The 15151-nt window shown below is 69.8% G+C and carries 13 protein-coding genes; 3 read left to right on the top strand and 10 right to left on the bottom strand.

The window, feature by feature from the left end:
- Positions 1–48: 48 nt before the first annotated feature.
- The 6 genes from F7Q96_RS00425 to F7Q96_RS00400 form a co-directional block, all read right to left on the bottom strand.
- Positions 49–843: an amidohydrolase family protein gene (locus tag F7Q96_RS00425; protein WP_170265925.1), complete on the bottom strand. Its 795-nt coding sequence runs from the start codon at positions 841–843 to the stop codon at positions 49–51.
- Positions 844–877: 34 nt separating this feature from the next.
- On the bottom strand, positions 878–1813 hold the full coding sequence (locus tag F7Q96_RS00420; RefSeq protein WP_053824222.1) for an SMP-30/gluconolactonase/LRE family protein: 936 nt from the start codon (positions 1811–1813) through the stop codon (positions 878–880).
- 37 nt (positions 1814–1850) lie between these two features.
- A complete protein-coding gene (locus F7Q96_RS00415) occupies positions 1851–2792 on the bottom strand; it encodes a Bug family tripartite tricarboxylate transporter substrate binding protein (protein WP_053824223.1) in 942 nt (313 codons plus the stop codon).
- A 135-nt stretch (positions 2793–2927) separates the two neighbouring features.
- A complete protein-coding gene (locus F7Q96_RS00410; protein WP_053824224.1) occupies positions 2928–3857 on the bottom strand; it encodes a hydroxyacid dehydrogenase in 930 nt (309 codons plus the stop codon).
- The gene (locus tag F7Q96_RS00405; RefSeq protein ID WP_053824225.1) at positions 3857–4540 is read right to left on the bottom strand and encodes an RraA family protein; all 684 of its coding nucleotides are present in this window, start codon (positions 4538–4540) and stop codon (positions 3857–3859) included. The genes F7Q96_RS00410 and F7Q96_RS00405 overlap by 1 nt, the downstream gene beginning before the upstream one ends.
- A 90-nt stretch (positions 4541–4630) precedes the next feature.
- Entirely contained in the window at positions 4631–5614 is a 984-nt protein-coding gene (locus F7Q96_RS00400) for a tripartite tricarboxylate transporter substrate binding protein (RefSeq protein ID WP_170265924.1), read from the bottom strand.
- A 99-nt stretch (positions 5615–5713) separates the two neighbouring features.
- On the opposite strand from F7Q96_RS00400, the gene F7Q96_RS00395 reads away from it, so the two are divergent.
- The gene (locus F7Q96_RS00395; protein WP_151021889.1) at positions 5714–6472 is read left to right on the top strand and encodes an IclR family transcriptional regulator; all 759 of its coding nucleotides are present in this window, start codon (positions 5714–5716) and stop codon (positions 6470–6472) included.
- Between the two features lie 28 nt (positions 6473–6500).
- Here the strand turns inward: F7Q96_RS00395 and pdeM are convergent, their stop codons facing one another.
- The 4 genes from pdeM to F7Q96_RS00375 are packed head-to-tail and all read right to left on the bottom strand — an operon-like array spanning position 6501 to position 12770.
- Complete coding sequence (gene pdeM / locus F7Q96_RS00390) at positions 6501–7175, bottom strand: ligase-associated DNA damage response endonuclease PdeM (protein ID WP_249041632.1); 675 nt, start codon at positions 7173–7175, stop codon at positions 6501–6503.
- 8 nt (positions 7176–7183) lie between these two features.
- On the bottom strand, positions 7184–9877 hold the full coding sequence (locus F7Q96_RS00385; protein WP_151021887.1) for a ligase-associated DNA damage response DEXH box helicase: 2694 nt from the start codon (positions 9875–9877) through the stop codon (positions 7184–7186).
- The gene (locus F7Q96_RS00380) at positions 9874–11571 is read right to left on the bottom strand and encodes an ATP-dependent DNA ligase (protein WP_053824226.1); all 1698 of its coding nucleotides are present in this window, start codon (positions 11569–11571) and stop codon (positions 9874–9876) included. Before F7Q96_RS00380 ends, F7Q96_RS00385 begins: the two co-directional genes overlap by 4 nt.
- Positions 11568–12770: a ligase-associated DNA damage response exonuclease gene (locus F7Q96_RS00375; protein WP_082371793.1), complete on the bottom strand. Its 1203-nt coding sequence runs from the start codon at positions 12768–12770 to the stop codon at positions 11568–11570. Before F7Q96_RS00375 ends, F7Q96_RS00380 begins: the two co-directional genes overlap by 4 nt.
- A gap of 332 nt (positions 12771–13102) precedes the next feature.
- Between F7Q96_RS00375 and F7Q96_RS00370 the strand changes: the two genes are divergently transcribed.
- On the top strand, positions 13103–13714 hold the full coding sequence (locus tag F7Q96_RS00370) for a type 1 glutamine amidotransferase domain-containing protein (protein WP_053824227.1): 612 nt from the start codon (positions 13103–13105) through the stop codon (positions 13712–13714).
- A gap of 28 nt (positions 13715–13742) precedes the next feature.
- Complete coding sequence (locus F7Q96_RS27100; protein ID WP_053824228.1) at positions 13743–14942, top strand: ATP-binding protein; 1200 nt, start codon at positions 13743–13745, stop codon at positions 14940–14942.
- Positions 14943–15151 lie beyond the last annotated feature (209 nt).

The following is a 15151-nucleotide window of genomic DNA, read 5'->3' as shown; positions in this document are numbered from 1 at the left end:
AGGGTCTCCTGTTCTGTCTTGTTCATGTTGTTGATGTCTTGATGTTCTTCACGATCGACCGAAGCCGTATAGCTCTCGCGGGTTGTCGGCCAGAATCTGCCGGCAGACGGCCTCGTTGCCGCACCAGTCTCGAAACAGCGCCAGCATCGCCGCATCGTCGATCGGCGCGGCACCGGCCGCGCGCAGCGTCGGGTGTGGCCAGTCCGAGCCCCAGACCATGCGCTGCGGCGCCAGCGCGATGTACCTCGATGCCAGTTCGGCGACGTCGCGATAGTGCGGTGGACCATCGCGCGACTCGATATAGGGGGCCGACAGCTTGACCCATGCCTTGCCGGCCTGGACCAGATCGGCAATCACGCCGTAGCCGCGCTCGGCCTCCGCGGTGCCGAACGGCAAATGGCCGTAGTGATCGAACACCATCGGCACCGGCAGCCGCCGCAGCGTCGTGGCCATATCGGGCAGCCACCCCGCCGGCAGATTGAGCTGCACGTGCCAGCCCAAGGGCGCGATGCGCGCGGCCAGCGCCGGCAACGCACCGGCATCGACCGGCCCCGGCATCGTCAGGTTGAAACGGATCCCACGGATGCCGCCTCGATGCAGCCGATCCAGCTCGGCATCGGCCACGTCCGCGCCGACGACGGCCACGCCGCGGGCTTCCGCGCCCAATTGCGCAATTGCATCCAGCGTGCAGCGGTTGTCGCTGCCGTAGGTCGACGGTGTCACGACGACCGTCCGCGTCGTACCCTGTGCCCGCTGCACGATCCGATACGCCGCCACGGTGGCGTCCGGCGGCCGCAGCGTCGCACCGGCGGCGACCGGGTAGCGACGGTCGTAGACGTGCATGTGGCAATCGCAAGCGTGCGCCAACGCGGCGCCCTCACCTGCCATACCGGCCGCTCCCCGCGCCATGCACCGGCGCGCCGCCCTGCGGCATTTCGATCCGCAGGATCGAGCTGGAGGTCGATTCGGTCATGAACAGCGTGCTGCCATCGTCGCCGCCGAAGCAGGCATTGGTCAGCGATGTCCCGGCGGGGCTGCGGATCACCTCTACCGGCTCGGCGCGCGGGTTCAGCACCCACAGATAGCCCAAGCCGGGATTGGCGACGAGCAGATGACCGTCGGCACGCATGACCAGGCCATCCGGGCCGCTGGGCCCGTAGCTCGCGAAGAACTGGCCGACCTTGCTGACCGAACCGTCGGCCTGCAGCGGAACGCGCCAGACGCAGTTGCCCCGCGTCATGGCGACAAACAGCACGGTTTCGTCCGCCGACAGCACCAGTCCATTCGGGCTCGGCGCGTTGGAGATCAGCACGTCGAGTTTGCCGTCCGGCGCCAGCCGATAGACGCGGCCGGTCGGATCGTGCATGCCGGTCTGCCCCTGGTCGGTAAAGTACAGATTGCCGCGCGAGTCGAAGGTCAGGTCGTTGACGCCGCGGAAGCGCTCGCTGTTGCGCCGCTCCAGCCACGGCCGCACGGTGCCCGAGCGGGCATCGAGCAGCATCAGCCCGTTGCGGTAGTCGGTGATCAGGAACGCATCGCCACCGAGCCACTTCATGCCGTTCGGTTCGCCGTCGTACTGCGCGACCAGTTCCCAATCGCCCCGTGGCGAAATCCGGAAGATCCGGCCGAACGGGATGTCGGTGACCCACAGGCAGCCGTTGGCCCAAACCGGCCCTTCGAGGAAGGCGTCGATCGCGGCGCCGCCGCGATTGGCGCGCGCCCAATCGGAGACAACGCCCCGGCATCGCAGGGCATCGGGAAGCGACGTGAAGACTTCGGCATCGCGCAGCGCAGGTTGGGTCAGTAACAGCATCGGTTCGGCTCCCTGTTATCCGTCGGCCCGCGCCGGCTCATTGCTTCTCGATGTTGGCACGCTGCGCCACCGTCGCCCATTGCGCGGTCTCGCGCTGGATCAGGCTGGCAAAGCCGGCGGTGTCGAGATTGCCTGGCTGAGAACCCATATTGGCGAGAAACGCCTTGATGTCCGGCGTGCTGAGCGCCTGGTGGACTGCCTTCTGCAGCGTCTGCACGACTTCGGGCGGCGTCCCCTTCGGCGCGGCCAGCCCCGACCAGTTGAACTGGCTGAAGCCCGGCACGCCGCCCTCGGCGAAGGTCGGCACATCGGGCAGCGCTGCCGCCCGCTGCTTGCCGCTGATCGCGAGCAGGCGGATCTGCTTGCCCTTGACCTGCGACAGCACGCTGGGCGTCGACAGCACCAGCACGTCGATGTTGCCCGACAACAGCCCGACCATGGCGTCTCCGGCGCCCTTGTACGGTACATGCCTCAGCTGGATGCCGGCGGCCTGCTGGAACGCCTCGGTCGCGAAGTGCGGCGCGCTGCCGGCCCCACCGGAGCCGAACGTCACGGTATCCGGGTGCGCCCGCGCGTGGGCGACCAGCGCGGCCAGGTCCTTGAAGCGGGAATCCGCCTTGACGCCAAGCACCACCGGAGAGAACGCAAACGGTGCGATCGGCACCAGCGCGGACTGATGATCCCAATTCAGCTTGCGGAACACGTAGGGCAGCGTCGTGTACGAATTGTCGTTGGCGAGCAGCGTATAGCCGTCGGCCGGCGCATTGACGACCGTGCCGGTGCCGATGGTGCCCGAAGCGCCGGGCTTGTTCTCGACGACGAAGCTCTGGCCGAGTTGGACCGACAGTTGCTGCGCCACCTTGCGCGTCACGACGTCGACCGCTCCACCGGGCGGGTTGGGCACGATGATGCGGACGGGCTTGTCGGGATAGGCTGCAAGCGCAGCGCCGGCGCTGGTCAGGGTCGTGGCCAGCAGCATGGTGCGGCCGATAGCGGCTGCGGCGGCAGCCAGGCGGTAAGTGGTTTTCACAGTTGTCTCCATAACGCGGTTGGCCGCGGCGATCTTGTGTCGCGGCTGGCGCGGCGCGATGGCGGCGCCAGCAGCAGGAAGTCCTCAGGTGGCGACCGTGGCCTCCAGCACGTCCAGTACGTTGCGCACGGCACCGATGCCCATCTTCACGTAGGCGGCATCGCTGACCCCGCCGATGTGCGGCGACAGAATCAGTTGCGGCACGTCGCGGAACGGATGAGATGACGGCAACGGTTCTGTTTCGAAGCTGTCGAGCCCGGCCGCATACAGCTTGCCGGCCGCCATCGCCTCGACCAGCGCCGCCTCGTCGATCAATCCGCCGCGCGCCGTGTTGACGAGGATCGCGCCATCCTTGAAGGTGGCCAGCGTTCCGCGATCGAGCATCCGGCGGTTCTCGTCCGTCAGCGGGCAATGCAGCGACACCACGTCGGCGTTGCGATAGAGCACCGGCAGTTCCACCAGTTCGACGCCCTCCGGCACCGCGCGGGCAAAGGGATCGAAGGCGAGCACGCGCATGCCCATTGCCTGCCCGATGACCGCCACGCGGCGGCCAATCTCGCCGAGGCCGACGATACCCAGCGTGCGGCCGGACAGCTCGATCGTCTTGTGGGTGGCCTTGTCCCAGTGCCCGGCCCGCATCCTGTCATGCAGTTGCGGTACGGACTTGGCACAGGCAAGGATCAGCGCCCAGGCATGTTCGGCGACGGCCGCCGCGTTCGCGCCGACCGCGGCCTTCACCGCGATCCCGCGCTTGGCGGCTGCCGCCTGGTCGATCACATCGATGCCGCTGCCATGCTTGGAAATGACCTTCAGCGCCGGGGCGGCGTCCATGATGTCGGCCCCCACCTTGCCGTAGCGGACGATGATGCCGGCCGGATTGATCTGCCGGGCCAGCGCCACGAGATCGTCGGGCTGCGGCGCCTTGCCGGCGAACACGACGTCGTAGTCGCGCAGCAGGTCCAGCGCCGGCTGCGCGAGATCGGCGGCGGTGACCAGAATGACGGAGCGGGTCATTACAGCACCTCCCCTTCCTTCAGCACGCCCGCGGTCACCAGCGCGGCGGCCAGCCACGGCGCATTGGTATTGCCCTCGCGAATCTGCGCAATCCGGCGGGCCTCGGCCTCTTCCTTGTGCGCGGCCAGCGGCAGCAGCGACTCGATCTTCTCGCGCTCGACCACCACCAGGCCATCGGCGTCGCCGCTGACGAAGTCGCCCGGATTCACGGTGACGCCGCCGATCGAGACCGGGTGGCCGATGCGGCCGGCCACTTCCTTGGTCGGACCGTTGGGATTGGTGCCAACCGAGAACACCGGGAAATCGAGCGCCTCGATCTCGAGGCTGTCCCGCACTGCGCCATCCATCACCACGCCGGCAAGACCGCGCTGCCGCGCCGCGTTCATCATGATCGCGCCCATCAGCGCCGAGGTCTGGTCGCCCTTCCCGTCGATGACCAGCACATCGCCGGGCTGCGCCAGTGCCAGCGCCGCGTGAATCATCAGGTTGTCGCCGGGCCGCACTTCCACCGTAAATGCGGGGCCGGCCAGCTTCATCTGCGGACGCAGCGGCTTGATGCGGCCGTGCACCGCACCGCGGCGACCCGCGACGTCGGCAAGGATGGCGGGTTGAAATCGGGCGGCGCGCGCGACGATATCGGGCGACACGCGCTCGAACGACTTCAGGATGTTGGGCAGGGCCATGGTGCTACTCCGTGAGGCAGAAAGGGTGGGATGAAATCGGATGGAATCGGATCGATCGAATGGCGACGGCGGGCGGGATGACCGGAGACGTCAATCCAGCGTGATTCCGGACGCCTTGACGACCGCCGCCCAGCGCGCGATGTCCTGACGGATCAGCGCGCCGAATTGATCGGGCGTACCGCTGAGCACGGTTGCACCCTGGTCGTTCAGCTTCTTCTTCAGCTCCGCCGCTTGCAGCGCCTTGTTGAACTCCGAATTCAGGCGCACGACGATGTCCTTGGGCGTAGCGGCCGGGGCCACGAAACCGAACCAGGTCGAGGCCTCGAAGCCTTTCACGTTGGATTCGGCGAAGGTCGGCACTTGCGGCAGGTCCGCGACGCGGCCGGTCGACGTAACGGCCAGCGCGCGCAGCTTGCCGTTGCGGATATGGCCGAGCAGGCTTGGCACCGAGGCCATGTACAGGTCGACCTGGCCGCCGATCAGATCGTTGACCGCCTGCGCCGCGCCCTTGTACGGGATATGGGTCAGCTCGATGCCAGCCGTTTTCTGGAACAGCTCGCCGGCGAGATGTGCCACGGTGCCGTTGCCCGGCGAGGCGAAATTGATTGCCGATGGCTTGGCACGCGAGGCGCTGATGACTTCGCCCAGCGTCTTGTAGGGCGAGGTCGTCGACGTCGCCAGCACCAGCGGCGCGCTGGCCACCAGCGCAATCGGCGCGAGGTCGGTCATCGGCTTGTAGGGAAGGCGGGGATAAAGCGTGGCGTTGATCGCCAGATTGCTGGTCTGGCCCAGCCCGATCGTGTAGCCATCGGCCGCCGCCTTGGCCACGGCATCGATGCCAAGGTTGCCGCCCGAGCCGGGCTTGTTCTCGACGACGAAGGTCCATCCGGTCGACAGCGCCACCCGGTTCGCGACCTCGCGGGCAATGATGTCGGTCCCGCCGCCCGCGGGAAACGGCACGACGACCCGGATCGGCTTGGCGGGATAGCCGGGAGCGGCGGCGGCAGCGGTGGAAGTGACGAACGCGGTTGCCAGGCAGATGGCGGCGATCGGTAAGCGGCAGGGCCCTTGCATGGTTGTCTCCGTATGGTTTTGATGCATTGTGTTGCGTCGTTTCACCTCATACAATGCCGTTGCATTGTGCAAAACGCATTTCATTTCAGAGGGGACGCGATGAAGGGCTCCGCGGAGCGCGACGACGACGACGCCCGGGGCGGCGTGACGGCCGTCTCGCGGGCGTTGATGGTGCTGGAAGCGTTTGGCGTCAACGACGCCGATCTGCCGCTGGCCGAGATCAGCCGGCGCACCGGAATCCACAAGACCACCGTGCTGCGCCTTGCCAGAACGCTGGCCGCGCACAACTACCTGGTGCAGAAGGAGGACGGAAACTGGCGACTGGGGCGCGCGGCCGGCTGGCTCGGCGCCTGCTATCAGGCCACGTTCAACGTGCAGGAAGTGGTCGAGCCGGTACTGCGCGAACTGTCGCGCAAGACCGGCGAAAGCGCGTCCTTCTACGTGCGGGAGGGCGACGAACGGGCCTGCCTGCTGCGCGTCGAAGGGCCGCAGGCCATCCGGCACCATGTGCGGATCGGTTCCACGCTGCCGCTGGACAAGGGCGCGCCGGGCCGCGTGATCCTGGCCTTCTCCGGGGCGTCAGGCCGGCCGTACGAGGCCATCCGACAGCGGGGCTTTCATCTTTCGATGGGCGAACGCGAGCCCGAGGTGTCCAGCGTGGCGGCGCCGGTGTTCGGGCTGCACTGGCGGCTGCTCGGCTCGATCTGCATCTCCGGTCCGACCTCCCGGCTGACGGAGGCCCGGCTGCTGAAGATGGCCAAGACCGTGGTGGAGGCGGCGAACCGGCTCTCCTATGCGATGGCGGGAAGCCAGCGGCCGGCGCCGCGCATCGACGCGCCGGCCACCTGGCATCCATGAGGCCGACCGCGACGGCTCACCCGTTGCGCTAGCGCGCCGGCACGGCCCAGACCCGGTCGTCGCCGATCACATAGAGGCGCCGGTCCGGCGCCCGCCTGACCGGCGCGTGACCGGTAAAGGCCCCGAACGCCGGCAGGATGCCGGCATGCGCATCGAAGACGAAGCACGGCAGACGAACCGAGTCGGAGCCGGCGCGCAGCGTATAGGCGGGATGCAGGTGCCCGGCCAGTTCGTAGCCGCCGTTCGCCGCTCCCGGCAAGTGGCACAGCGCGAATGGTCCGCGCCGCCACGGTTCGCTGACCACCGTGATATCGAGCGAGGGCGGCGGATCGCCGGCCCGTGCATCGTGATTGCCGCGTACCAGCGTGCAGCGCAGCGTCGACGGAAGCCCGCGGCGCCAATCCGCGAGGGCCGCCAGCACCGCCGGCGTGCGGCTCGCGCGGGCATGGAGAAAATCCCCGAGAAAGACCAGCTCGCGCGCCGGATAGCGCGCCGCCAGATCCGCCAGCCGTGCCAGGTTGTCGCGCGTGGTGCCGGCCGGCACCGGCTGGCCCAGCGCGCGATAGGCGGCAGCCTTGCCGAAATGGACGTCGGCCACCAGCAGCATCGCGGCGGCCGGCCACCAGAGCGCGCGCTCCGGCAGCAGCCACAGCGTCTCGCCGGCGACCTCCACCTGCCGTGCGGACGAAGAAGCGGATGACATCGGCACGCTCATAGCGGCGGCAGCGGCTTCGAGACCTTGCGCGGGCGCCGGCGCCGGGACGATGACGATGATGAGGGCGACGACGAGCGGCCGGCATGATCGGCCATGCCGAAGCGCGCGATCTCCGCGACGCGGTCCGGTGGCGGCTCCTTCGTCGGCCCGGACACATCGCCGCTCTCCCCTTCCGGCCCCGCGGCGCGTTCGAGGTCGGCCAGCATCCGCGCGATGCGGTCGGCCAGCTTCTCGGTGCTCAGCTTCTCGCGCAGGAATTCGACGATCAGCGGGAATGACAGCGGCGTCGGCCGTTTCAGCACGCGCAGATCGAGCCGCAGCTCCGCAAGCCGATCCAGCGTCCGCGACAGGCGCGCGGCATCGAGCTCCTGGTTCAGGACCTCGCGCTCGGCCTGGCCCAGCAGCAGGTTTTCGGGATCGTGCTTGCGAAACACCTCGTAGAACAGGCTCGACGAGGCCTGCAGCTGCCGCGCGCTCTTGTGCGCGCCGGGATAGCCCTGGAACACCAGCCCCGATACCCGTGCGATCTCGCGAAAGCGCCGCAGCGACAACTCGCCGGCATTGAGGCTGGCCAGCACGTCGGCGACCAGATCGCGCTGCCGTTCCTGCGCCAGCACCAGCGGCAGCCAGTGCGCCCAGTCGAGCGGTTCGGCCGACAGCAGTTCCAGCCCGTAGTCGTTGACGGCGACCGAGATCGTCGTCGGCAACTGCGAGCCGAGCCGCCACGCCAGCAGGCTGCCCAGGCCGAGATGCACCGAGCGCCCGGCAAAGGGATACAGGAACAGATGCGAGCCCTCGCGCGAGTTCAGCGTCTCGGCCAGCAGCGTGGTGCGCGTCGGCAGGGCCGACCAGCGCTGCTGCAGGTCGACCAGCGGCTGGATCAACGGCAGCTCCGGCGTATCCGCGGGATCGAGCCTTTGCGCGGCGGCATCCTCGAGCGTGGCGACGACCGCGTCGGCCAGTTCGGTCGACAGCGGCATCCGTCCCCCGTTCCAGCGCGGCACCACGGGCCGGCCCTTGTCGGCGCGCCGGACATAGGCGGTCATCTCCTGCACGCGCACCAACTCGAGCAGCCGGCCGCCGAACAGGAAGCAGTCGCCCGGCGACAGCCGCGCGATAAAGCCCTCCTCCACCGTGCCGAGGGAGGCGCCGCCGCGTCCCGCGCGACTCCAGTAGCGCACCTGCATCGTCGCATCGCTGACGATGGTGCCGACGCTCATTCGATGGCGGCGGGCAAGGCGAACGTCCGGCACGCGCCAGACGCCATCCTCGTCGGGCTGCACGCGCCGGTAGTCCGGATAGGCCGACAGGCTGCTGCCGCCCTGCCGCACGAAGTCGAGGCACCACTGCCATTCGGCGTCGGTCAGCGTGCGGTAGGCATAGGCGCCGCGCACCTCGTCGAGCAATGCGTCCGGAACGAAGCCGCCGCCCAGCGCCACCGTGACCAGATGCTGGACCAGCACGTCGAGCGGCTTGATCGGCGACTCGCGCGCCTCGATGCGCCCTGCCCTGACCGCGTGGCGCGCCGCGACCGCCTCGACCAGTTCGAGGCTGTGGGTCGGCACGATCGTCACGCGCGAGGGCCGCCCCGGCGCGTGGCCGGAGCGGCCCGCACGCTGCAGCAGCCGCGCCACGCCCTTGGGCGAGCCGACCTGCAGCACGCGCTCGACCGGCAGGAAGTCGACGCCCAGATCCAGGCTGGAGGTGCACACCACCGCCTTCAGCGTGCCGGTCTTCAGGCCGGCCTCGACCCATTCGCGCACGTCGCGATCCAGCGAGCCGTGATGCAGCGCCAGCTGTCCCGCCCAATCCGGCCGCGCCTCCAGCAACGCCAGGTACCAGCGCTCTGCCTGCGAGCGGGTGTTCAGGAACACCAGCGTGGTGCTGCTGGCCTCGATCTCGCGCACCACATGCGGCAGCATCGACAGGCCCAGATGCCCGGCCCACGGAAAGCGTCCGGCGGCGTCAGGCAGCAGCGTATCGACGATCAGCTGCTTCGGTATCTTGCCGCGCACCAGTTCGCGCCGATCGGCCGGCATGCCGGACAGCAGCACCTCGCTGGCGTGTTCGAGATTGCCCAGCGTGGCCGACAAACCCCAGACCACCAGATCGGGACACCAGCGGCGCAGCCGCGCCAGCGCCAGCTGTACCTGCACGCCGCGCTTGTTGCCGATCAGCTCGTGCCATTCGTCGACCACGACCATGCGCACGCGGCCCAGCGCTTCCCTGGCATCGGCCCGCGTCAGCAGCAGCGACAGGCTCTCCGGCGTGGTGACCAGCGCGGTCGGCAGCCGCCGCGCCTGCGCGGCGCGCTCGCTGCTGCCCGTGTCGCCGGTGCGCAGGCCGACGGTCCAGTTCAGGCCGAGCTCGGCCAGCGGCGCCTGCAGCGCACGCGCGGTGTCCGCGGCCAGCGCGCGCATCGGCGTCAGCCACAGCACGGTCAGCGGCGGCGCAATGGAAGACTGCGCCGCCGGCTCGCCATGGCGCAGCAGCGCGCCGAGCCATGCCGCATAGGTCTTGCCGGTGCCGGTGGTCGCATGCACGAGGCCGCTGCGGCCGGCGGCGATCGCCTGCCACACCTGTTGCTGGAACGGAAACGGCTGCCAGCCGCGCCGCGCGAACCATTGCGGCAGCGCCTGCGCCAGCGGCGCGGCGGGCACGGACCGCGCATCGGCGACGCGCGCGTTCATGCCGCCTTCCCTCGTTCGCCGGCGGGCAGCATGCCCTGCAGTGTCTGCAGCGTGTCGGCCTCGTCGATCGTCTTGTCGGTACGCCAGCGCAGCATGCGCGGAAAGCGCACCGCGATGCCGCTCTTGTGCCGGCTGCTGCGGGCAATGCCTTCGAAGCCCAGCTCGAACACCTGGGTCGGCTCGACGCTGCGAACCGGCCCGAAGGTCTCGATGGTGGTCCGCCGCACGATCGCGTCGACCTGCCGCATCTCCTGATCGGTCAGGCCCGAATACGCCTTGGCGAACGGCACCAGCACCCGGCCCTCGGTACCCGGCGGCGCGCTCCATACCGCGAAGGTGAAGTCCGTGTACAGGCTGGCGCGCCGGCCGTGGCCGCGCTGCGCGTAGATCAGCACCGCATCGACCGCATACGGATCGATCTTCCATTTCCACCAGACGCCGACATCCTTGGTCCGGCCAGCGCCATAGGCGGCATCGAGCGCCTTCAGCATGAAACCCTCGACGCCGAGCTCGCGCGACGACTCGCGCAGCACAGCGTACCCCGGCCAGTCCTCGGCCTGCACCAGCGGGCTGAGCCGCAGCGACGGATGCGGATGCGCGGCCAGCACGCGCTCCAGCGCGGCACGGCGCTCGCCCTGTGCGCGGCGGCGCCAGTCCTCGCCCTGCCATTCGAGCAGGTCATAGGCCAGCAGCGCCGCCGGCGCGTCGCGCAGCAGCTTCGCTCCCAGGTTCTTGCGGCCGATGCGCTGCTGCAGCAAGGCGAACGGCTGCACGCGATCGTCGCGCCAGACCACGATCTCGCCGTCGATCACGGTGCCGTCCGGCAACGGCGCGGCGGCCTCGGCCAGTTCGGGGAAGCGTTCGGTGATCAGGTCCTCGCCGCGCGACCAGATCCAGGTCTGGCCGTCGCGCCGCACGATCTGCGCGCGGATGCCATCCCATTTCCATTCGACCTGCCATTGCGAGACCGGGCCCAGCACCGCGTCGAACTGCTCGAGCGGGGCCTGCAGCGGATGGGCCAGAAAAAACGGATAAGGCTGGCCGCCCCGGCTGCGCGGGACGTTCGCCCCATCGCCGAGGTCCTGGCCGTACCCGCCGCTGCCGTCCGGCGCAATCAGCGCCAGATAGTGCTCGGCATCGGGCCGCGCCGAGATATCGGTATAGCCGACCATCCGTTCGGCCACGCGCTTCGGATCGATGCCGGCCACCTCGCCCAGCGCGCGCGTGACCAGCAGCCGGGAGACCCCGACGCGAAAGGCGCCGGTGATCAGCTTGAACAGCACCAGCCGCGCCTGCGCATCGAGCGGCCGCCACAGCGCGTCGAGCCTGGGCAGCAGCACGTCGGGCGGCAGGCCGCGCAGCGGCAGCAGCCGCTGTTCGACCCATTCGGCCAGACCGGCATCGTCGGTATGTTCGGACTCGGGCAGCAGCAACGCGATGGTTTCGGCCAGATCGCCGACGGCCTGGTAGCTCTCCTCGAACAGCCAGGTCGGCAGGCGCGCCGCCTGCTCGGCCAGCGTGCGCAGCATCGCCACCGGCACCAGTTGGCGCGGCTTGCCGCCGGCGAGGAAATAGACAGCCCAGGCGGCATCGGCCGGCGGCGCGGCCTGCAGATAGCCGCGCAGCGCCGCAAGCTTGGCGTTGTTCGAGGTGGTCGCGTCGAGCGCGGCGTACAGCTCGGCGAAGGCCTTCACGATGCCTCCCTCGTGCCGGCGGAAACGGCGCCCGCTTTGCCGCCCGCTTTGCCGTCTGCATTTGCGTCCGCATTTTCGTCTGCATTTGCGTCCGCATTGGGCTCCATTTCGCCGTTCGCTGCCTCCGCCGCCTGGCCGGTTGCTCCGCCCTGGCCGCTGGCACCGGCCGCACCATCCGGCTCGTCCCGATCGTGATCCTCCTCGTCGCCGTACTGCGTCTCGAAGCCCTGCGCCTGCAACCCGCTTTCGCACAGGTAGCGCACCATCGCATGCACATAGCCGTGCGTGACGAAGACCCGCTGCGCGCCGGTGGCCTCGATGGCGGCATGCAGGCCGGGCCAGTCGGCATGGTCCGAAATGACGAAGCCCCGATCGACGCCGCGCCGCCGGCGCGTGCCGCGAATCCGCATCCAGCCGCTGGCGAAGGCCTGCGAGGCATCGCCGAAGCGCCGCAGCCACGGCGAGCGCTGCGCCGACGGCGGCGCGATCACCAGCGCCTGGCGCAGCAGCGGACTGCGCGCCGGCAACTCGGACGCATGCATCGTCGCCGGCAACGCCACGCCGGCAGCGGCATAGGCCCGGTTCAACGCGGTCATCGCGCCATGCTCGACGATGGGACCGGGCAGCCCCGCTTCGCCGGCCTGCGTCATCAGTCCATGCAGGATGCGCTGCGCCTTGCCGAAGGCGTAGCAGTACAGCACGCTGGCCCGGCCCTGTTCGGCATTGGCGCGCCACCACGACAGGATCTGTGCCATCAGCTCGGCCTGCGACTGCCAGCGATAGATCGGCAGGCCGAAGGTGCTCTCGGTGATGAAGTTATCGCAGCGCACCGGCTCGAATGGCGCGCAGGTGCCGTCGTGCGCGAGCTTGTAGTCGCCCGATGCCACCCACACCTGGCCGCGGTACTCGAGCCGGACCTGGGCCGAGCCCAGCACGTGCCCGGCCGGATGCAGGCTGATGCGAACGCCGTTGTGCACGATGGCCTGGCCATAGCCGAGGCTGTCCAGATGAATATCGGGCAGGCGCGACAGCAGCACGCCGCGTCCTGGCGCCGCGCACAGATAGTGGCCGCTGCCGGCGCGCGCATGGTCGGAATGGGCGTGCGTGATGACCGCCCGCGCCACCGGGCGCCACGGGTCGATATGGAAGTCGCCCGGCGGGCAGTACAGGCCCTCGGGCCGCGCTACGACAAGGTCCATGGGGTGCAGACTCCGGCTGCGATGGCCTTGCCGACGAGTCCATCGGCCGGCACATCGATAAGACGATGTTATGCCAGCGGCCGCTGCGGGCCCATCGGACTGCGGCCGACGTGGCCCGGCACCTGCGCCTCGGGGGCACGCTTCTTGCCGCTCTGGACCGAAGTGGGCACGGACGCCGCCATCCCGCAAGACCGGCGGCGCGGCGGCGAGCGCTTTTTTACCGCCGGCCGCAAAAGCTACAAGGTCGGGCCGCGTCCGGCTCCATCTCGGCGATTCGATGAATCGACGTATCGACTTCCCTGTGCAACGAGGACCGCAACGAGGACCGCAACATGAACCGGAACACGTCTCCCGACGCCAATCATCCGCTGACCGGCAAGCGCATCGCGTTCCTGGTCACCGACCTGTTCGAGCAGGTCGAACTGACAGGCCCGCGCCAGGCCTTGCAACAGGCCGGTGCCGAAACCGTCATCGTTGCGCCGCACGATGGCGAGGTGCAAGGCGCCCAGCACGACAAGAAGGCCGACCGCTTCGGCGTGCAGGCGACGCTGGCCGACGCCCATCCCGACGACTTCGATGGTGTGGTGCTGCCCGGCGGCACCATGAACGCCGATGCGCTGCGCATGGACCAGGCCGCGCAGCGCTTCGTCAAGAAAATGCAGGACGACGGCAAACCGATCGCGGTGATCTGCCACGGTCCGTGGCTGCTGGTGTCCGCCGGGCTGGTCAAGGGCCGCACACTGACCAGTTGGCCGTCGCTCGCCGACGATATCCGCAACGCCGGCGGCGAATGGGTCGACCGCGAGGTCGTGCGCGACGGCAACTGGGTCAGCAGCCGCAAGCCGGACGACATCCCGGCGTTCAACCAGCAGATCGTCACGCTGTTTGCCGAGCTGGGCAAACGCACGGCGCAGGGCAGCGAAGCCCGCGCCGGCCAGACCTGATCGCGCCTGTTCACCGCACCACGCAGCCATGCAGACCCGACTTGCGATCGACGCCACCGACGACCTCGCGCACGCGCATGACGCGGCCACGGAACTGGCGGTGCGCTGCGGCTTCGGCGAAATCGCCACCGAACGGCTCGGCCGCGCAGCGGTCGCCGCGGCCACCGGCATGCTCGGCCACGCCGGCGGAGGTGTGCTGCACCTGCGGCCGCTGCAGGAAGAGGTCACTGGCGCCGCCGCGCCGCAGGTCGAGATCCTTGCGGTGGACCGGCCCCGCCCCCGCGACGGCTCGTGCGATTCATCGCGAGGCGGCGATGGCAGGCACGCCGGCGCCCGCGCGGGCGGCCGGTTGGCCGCGCTGTACGAACTGGTGACCGCGCTCGATCGATACGACAGCCCCGCCGGTTCGGTCATCCGGATGACGCTGTCCCCCGCCGATCGGCCCGGCCCGGTGACGCTGCCGGCCGTGGCGGTGGGGGTCGTATGGGCACCGTCCGACGGCGATCCGGCCCCGGGCGGTCTGAACATCCATTCGGCGCGCGGACTGTCGACGGTGGTGCTCGGACTGGGCCGCGGCGCGGAAGCGGCGCGGCGCGTCGCCGCTCTGCAGGGCTTCGGTGCCCAGATGCAGCAGATCGATCGCGTCCGCGCCACGCTGCCCGGAGGCGGCGACATGGCGCTGGCGGCCGCGCAGATCGAAGCGCAGGCCGGACACGTGCGCGTCGGCGGCGCCGGCCGCTTCTGCGCCTGCGTGATACAGGCTGGCACCGAAGTGACGGGCCCGATCGCGGTGCAACCGTTGCTGCGCCAGCGCGAGGCCCTGGTCGACGGCGGCGCGATGGTGCGCGGGCCGCTGGCGCAGGCGCAAGCCGGCTGGCCGCCGCAGGCGCTGCTGGTGCTGCATGACGACGGCCTGTCCTGGCCGTGGGCGCTGGAGTCCTATCCGGGCCTGATGGCCTGCCATCCGGCCATCGTTGCCGCGGTGCTGCATCGCGACTACTGCCGGCAGCCAGGCCATGGCTGCGTGCTGGTGTGCCGCCGCAGCTGTGAATGCACCGTGCCGGCGTCTGGCCGCGCCGCGCTGCCGGCCGCGGCCACAGTCGACGGCGCCGCGGTTGCCGCGATGTCCGCCGACGGAGACGGCGGCCGCCCCGTTGCGGCCGCACGGCGGCCCGCCAGCAGCGGCCGGCGCCGGCGCGGTGCGGCGACCGGACGTCCGGCCGCCTGAGCCCCGTCCCGCCGACGGCGCGAATACTTGCCGCGGATACACGCGGCGGATACGCCTTCGGATACTTTCTGCAGCGCGGCACTGTAGTTTTTACAGGCCACATTTCGTGGCTTGTCAGATCGGCAAGCGGCGTCCTTGCCGCAATCCTGCGCGATGCCTTGCCCAGCAAGGGCGGCTCCGCCGCCGCGTCGGTGCTTGTCCGACGCGGC

Origin of the sequence: Cupriavidus gilardii (genome assembly GCF_008801915.1) — a bacterium.
GTDB lineage: Bacteria > Pseudomonadota > Gammaproteobacteria > Burkholderiales > Burkholderiaceae > Cupriavidus > Cupriavidus gilardii.
The sequence above is the reverse complement of the archived record's forward strand: the minus strand, read 5'-3'. Positions and strand labels throughout refer to the sequence as shown.

Excerpts from the sequence above, each read along its gene's own strand:
- F7Q96_RS00410 (WP_053824224.1), bottom strand. The coding sequence starts at position 3,857 with ATGACCCGCTCCGTCATTCTGGTCACCGCCGCCGATCTCGCGCAGCCG.
- F7Q96_RS00375 (WP_082371793.1), bottom strand. The coding sequence starts at position 12,770 with ATGGACCTTGTCGTAGCGCGGCCCGAGGGCCTGTACTGCCCGCCGGGC.
- pdeM (WP_249041632.1), bottom strand. The coding sequence starts at position 7,175 with ATGTCATCCGCTTCTTCGTCCGCACGGCAGGTGGAGGTCGCCGGCGAG.
- F7Q96_RS00370 (WP_053824227.1), top strand. The coding sequence starts at position 13,103 with ATGAACCGGAACACGTCTCCCGACGCCAATCATCCGCTGACCGGCAAG.
- F7Q96_RS00395 (WP_151021889.1), top strand. The coding sequence starts at position 5,714 with ATGAAGGGCTCCGCGGAGCGCGACGACGACGACGCCCGGGGCGGCGTG.
- F7Q96_RS00425 (WP_170265925.1), bottom strand. The coding sequence starts at position 843 with ATGCACGTCTACGACCGTCGCTACCCGGTCGCCGCCGGTGCGACGCTG.
- F7Q96_RS27100 (WP_053824228.1), top strand. The coding sequence starts at position 13,743 with ATGCAGACCCGACTTGCGATCGACGCCACCGACGACCTCGCGCACGCG.
- F7Q96_RS00420 (WP_053824222.1), bottom strand. The coding sequence starts at position 1,813 with ATGCTGTTACTGACCCAACCTGCGCTGCGCGATGCCGAAGTCTTCACG.
- F7Q96_RS00405 (WP_053824225.1), bottom strand. The coding sequence starts at position 4,540 with ATGGCCCTGCCCAACATCCTGAAGTCGTTCGAGCGCGTGTCGCCCGAT.
- F7Q96_RS00385 (WP_151021887.1), bottom strand. The coding sequence starts at position 9,877 with ATGAACGCGCGCGTCGCCGATGCGCGGTCCGTGCCCGCCGCGCCGCTG.
- F7Q96_RS00415 (WP_053824223.1), bottom strand. The coding sequence starts at position 2,792 with ATGCTGCTGGCCACGACCCTGACCAGCGCCGGCGCTGCGCTTGCAGCC.
- F7Q96_RS00400 (WP_170265924.1), bottom strand. The coding sequence starts at position 5,614 with ATGCAAGGGCCCTGCCGCTTACCGATCGCCGCCATCTGCCTGGCAACC.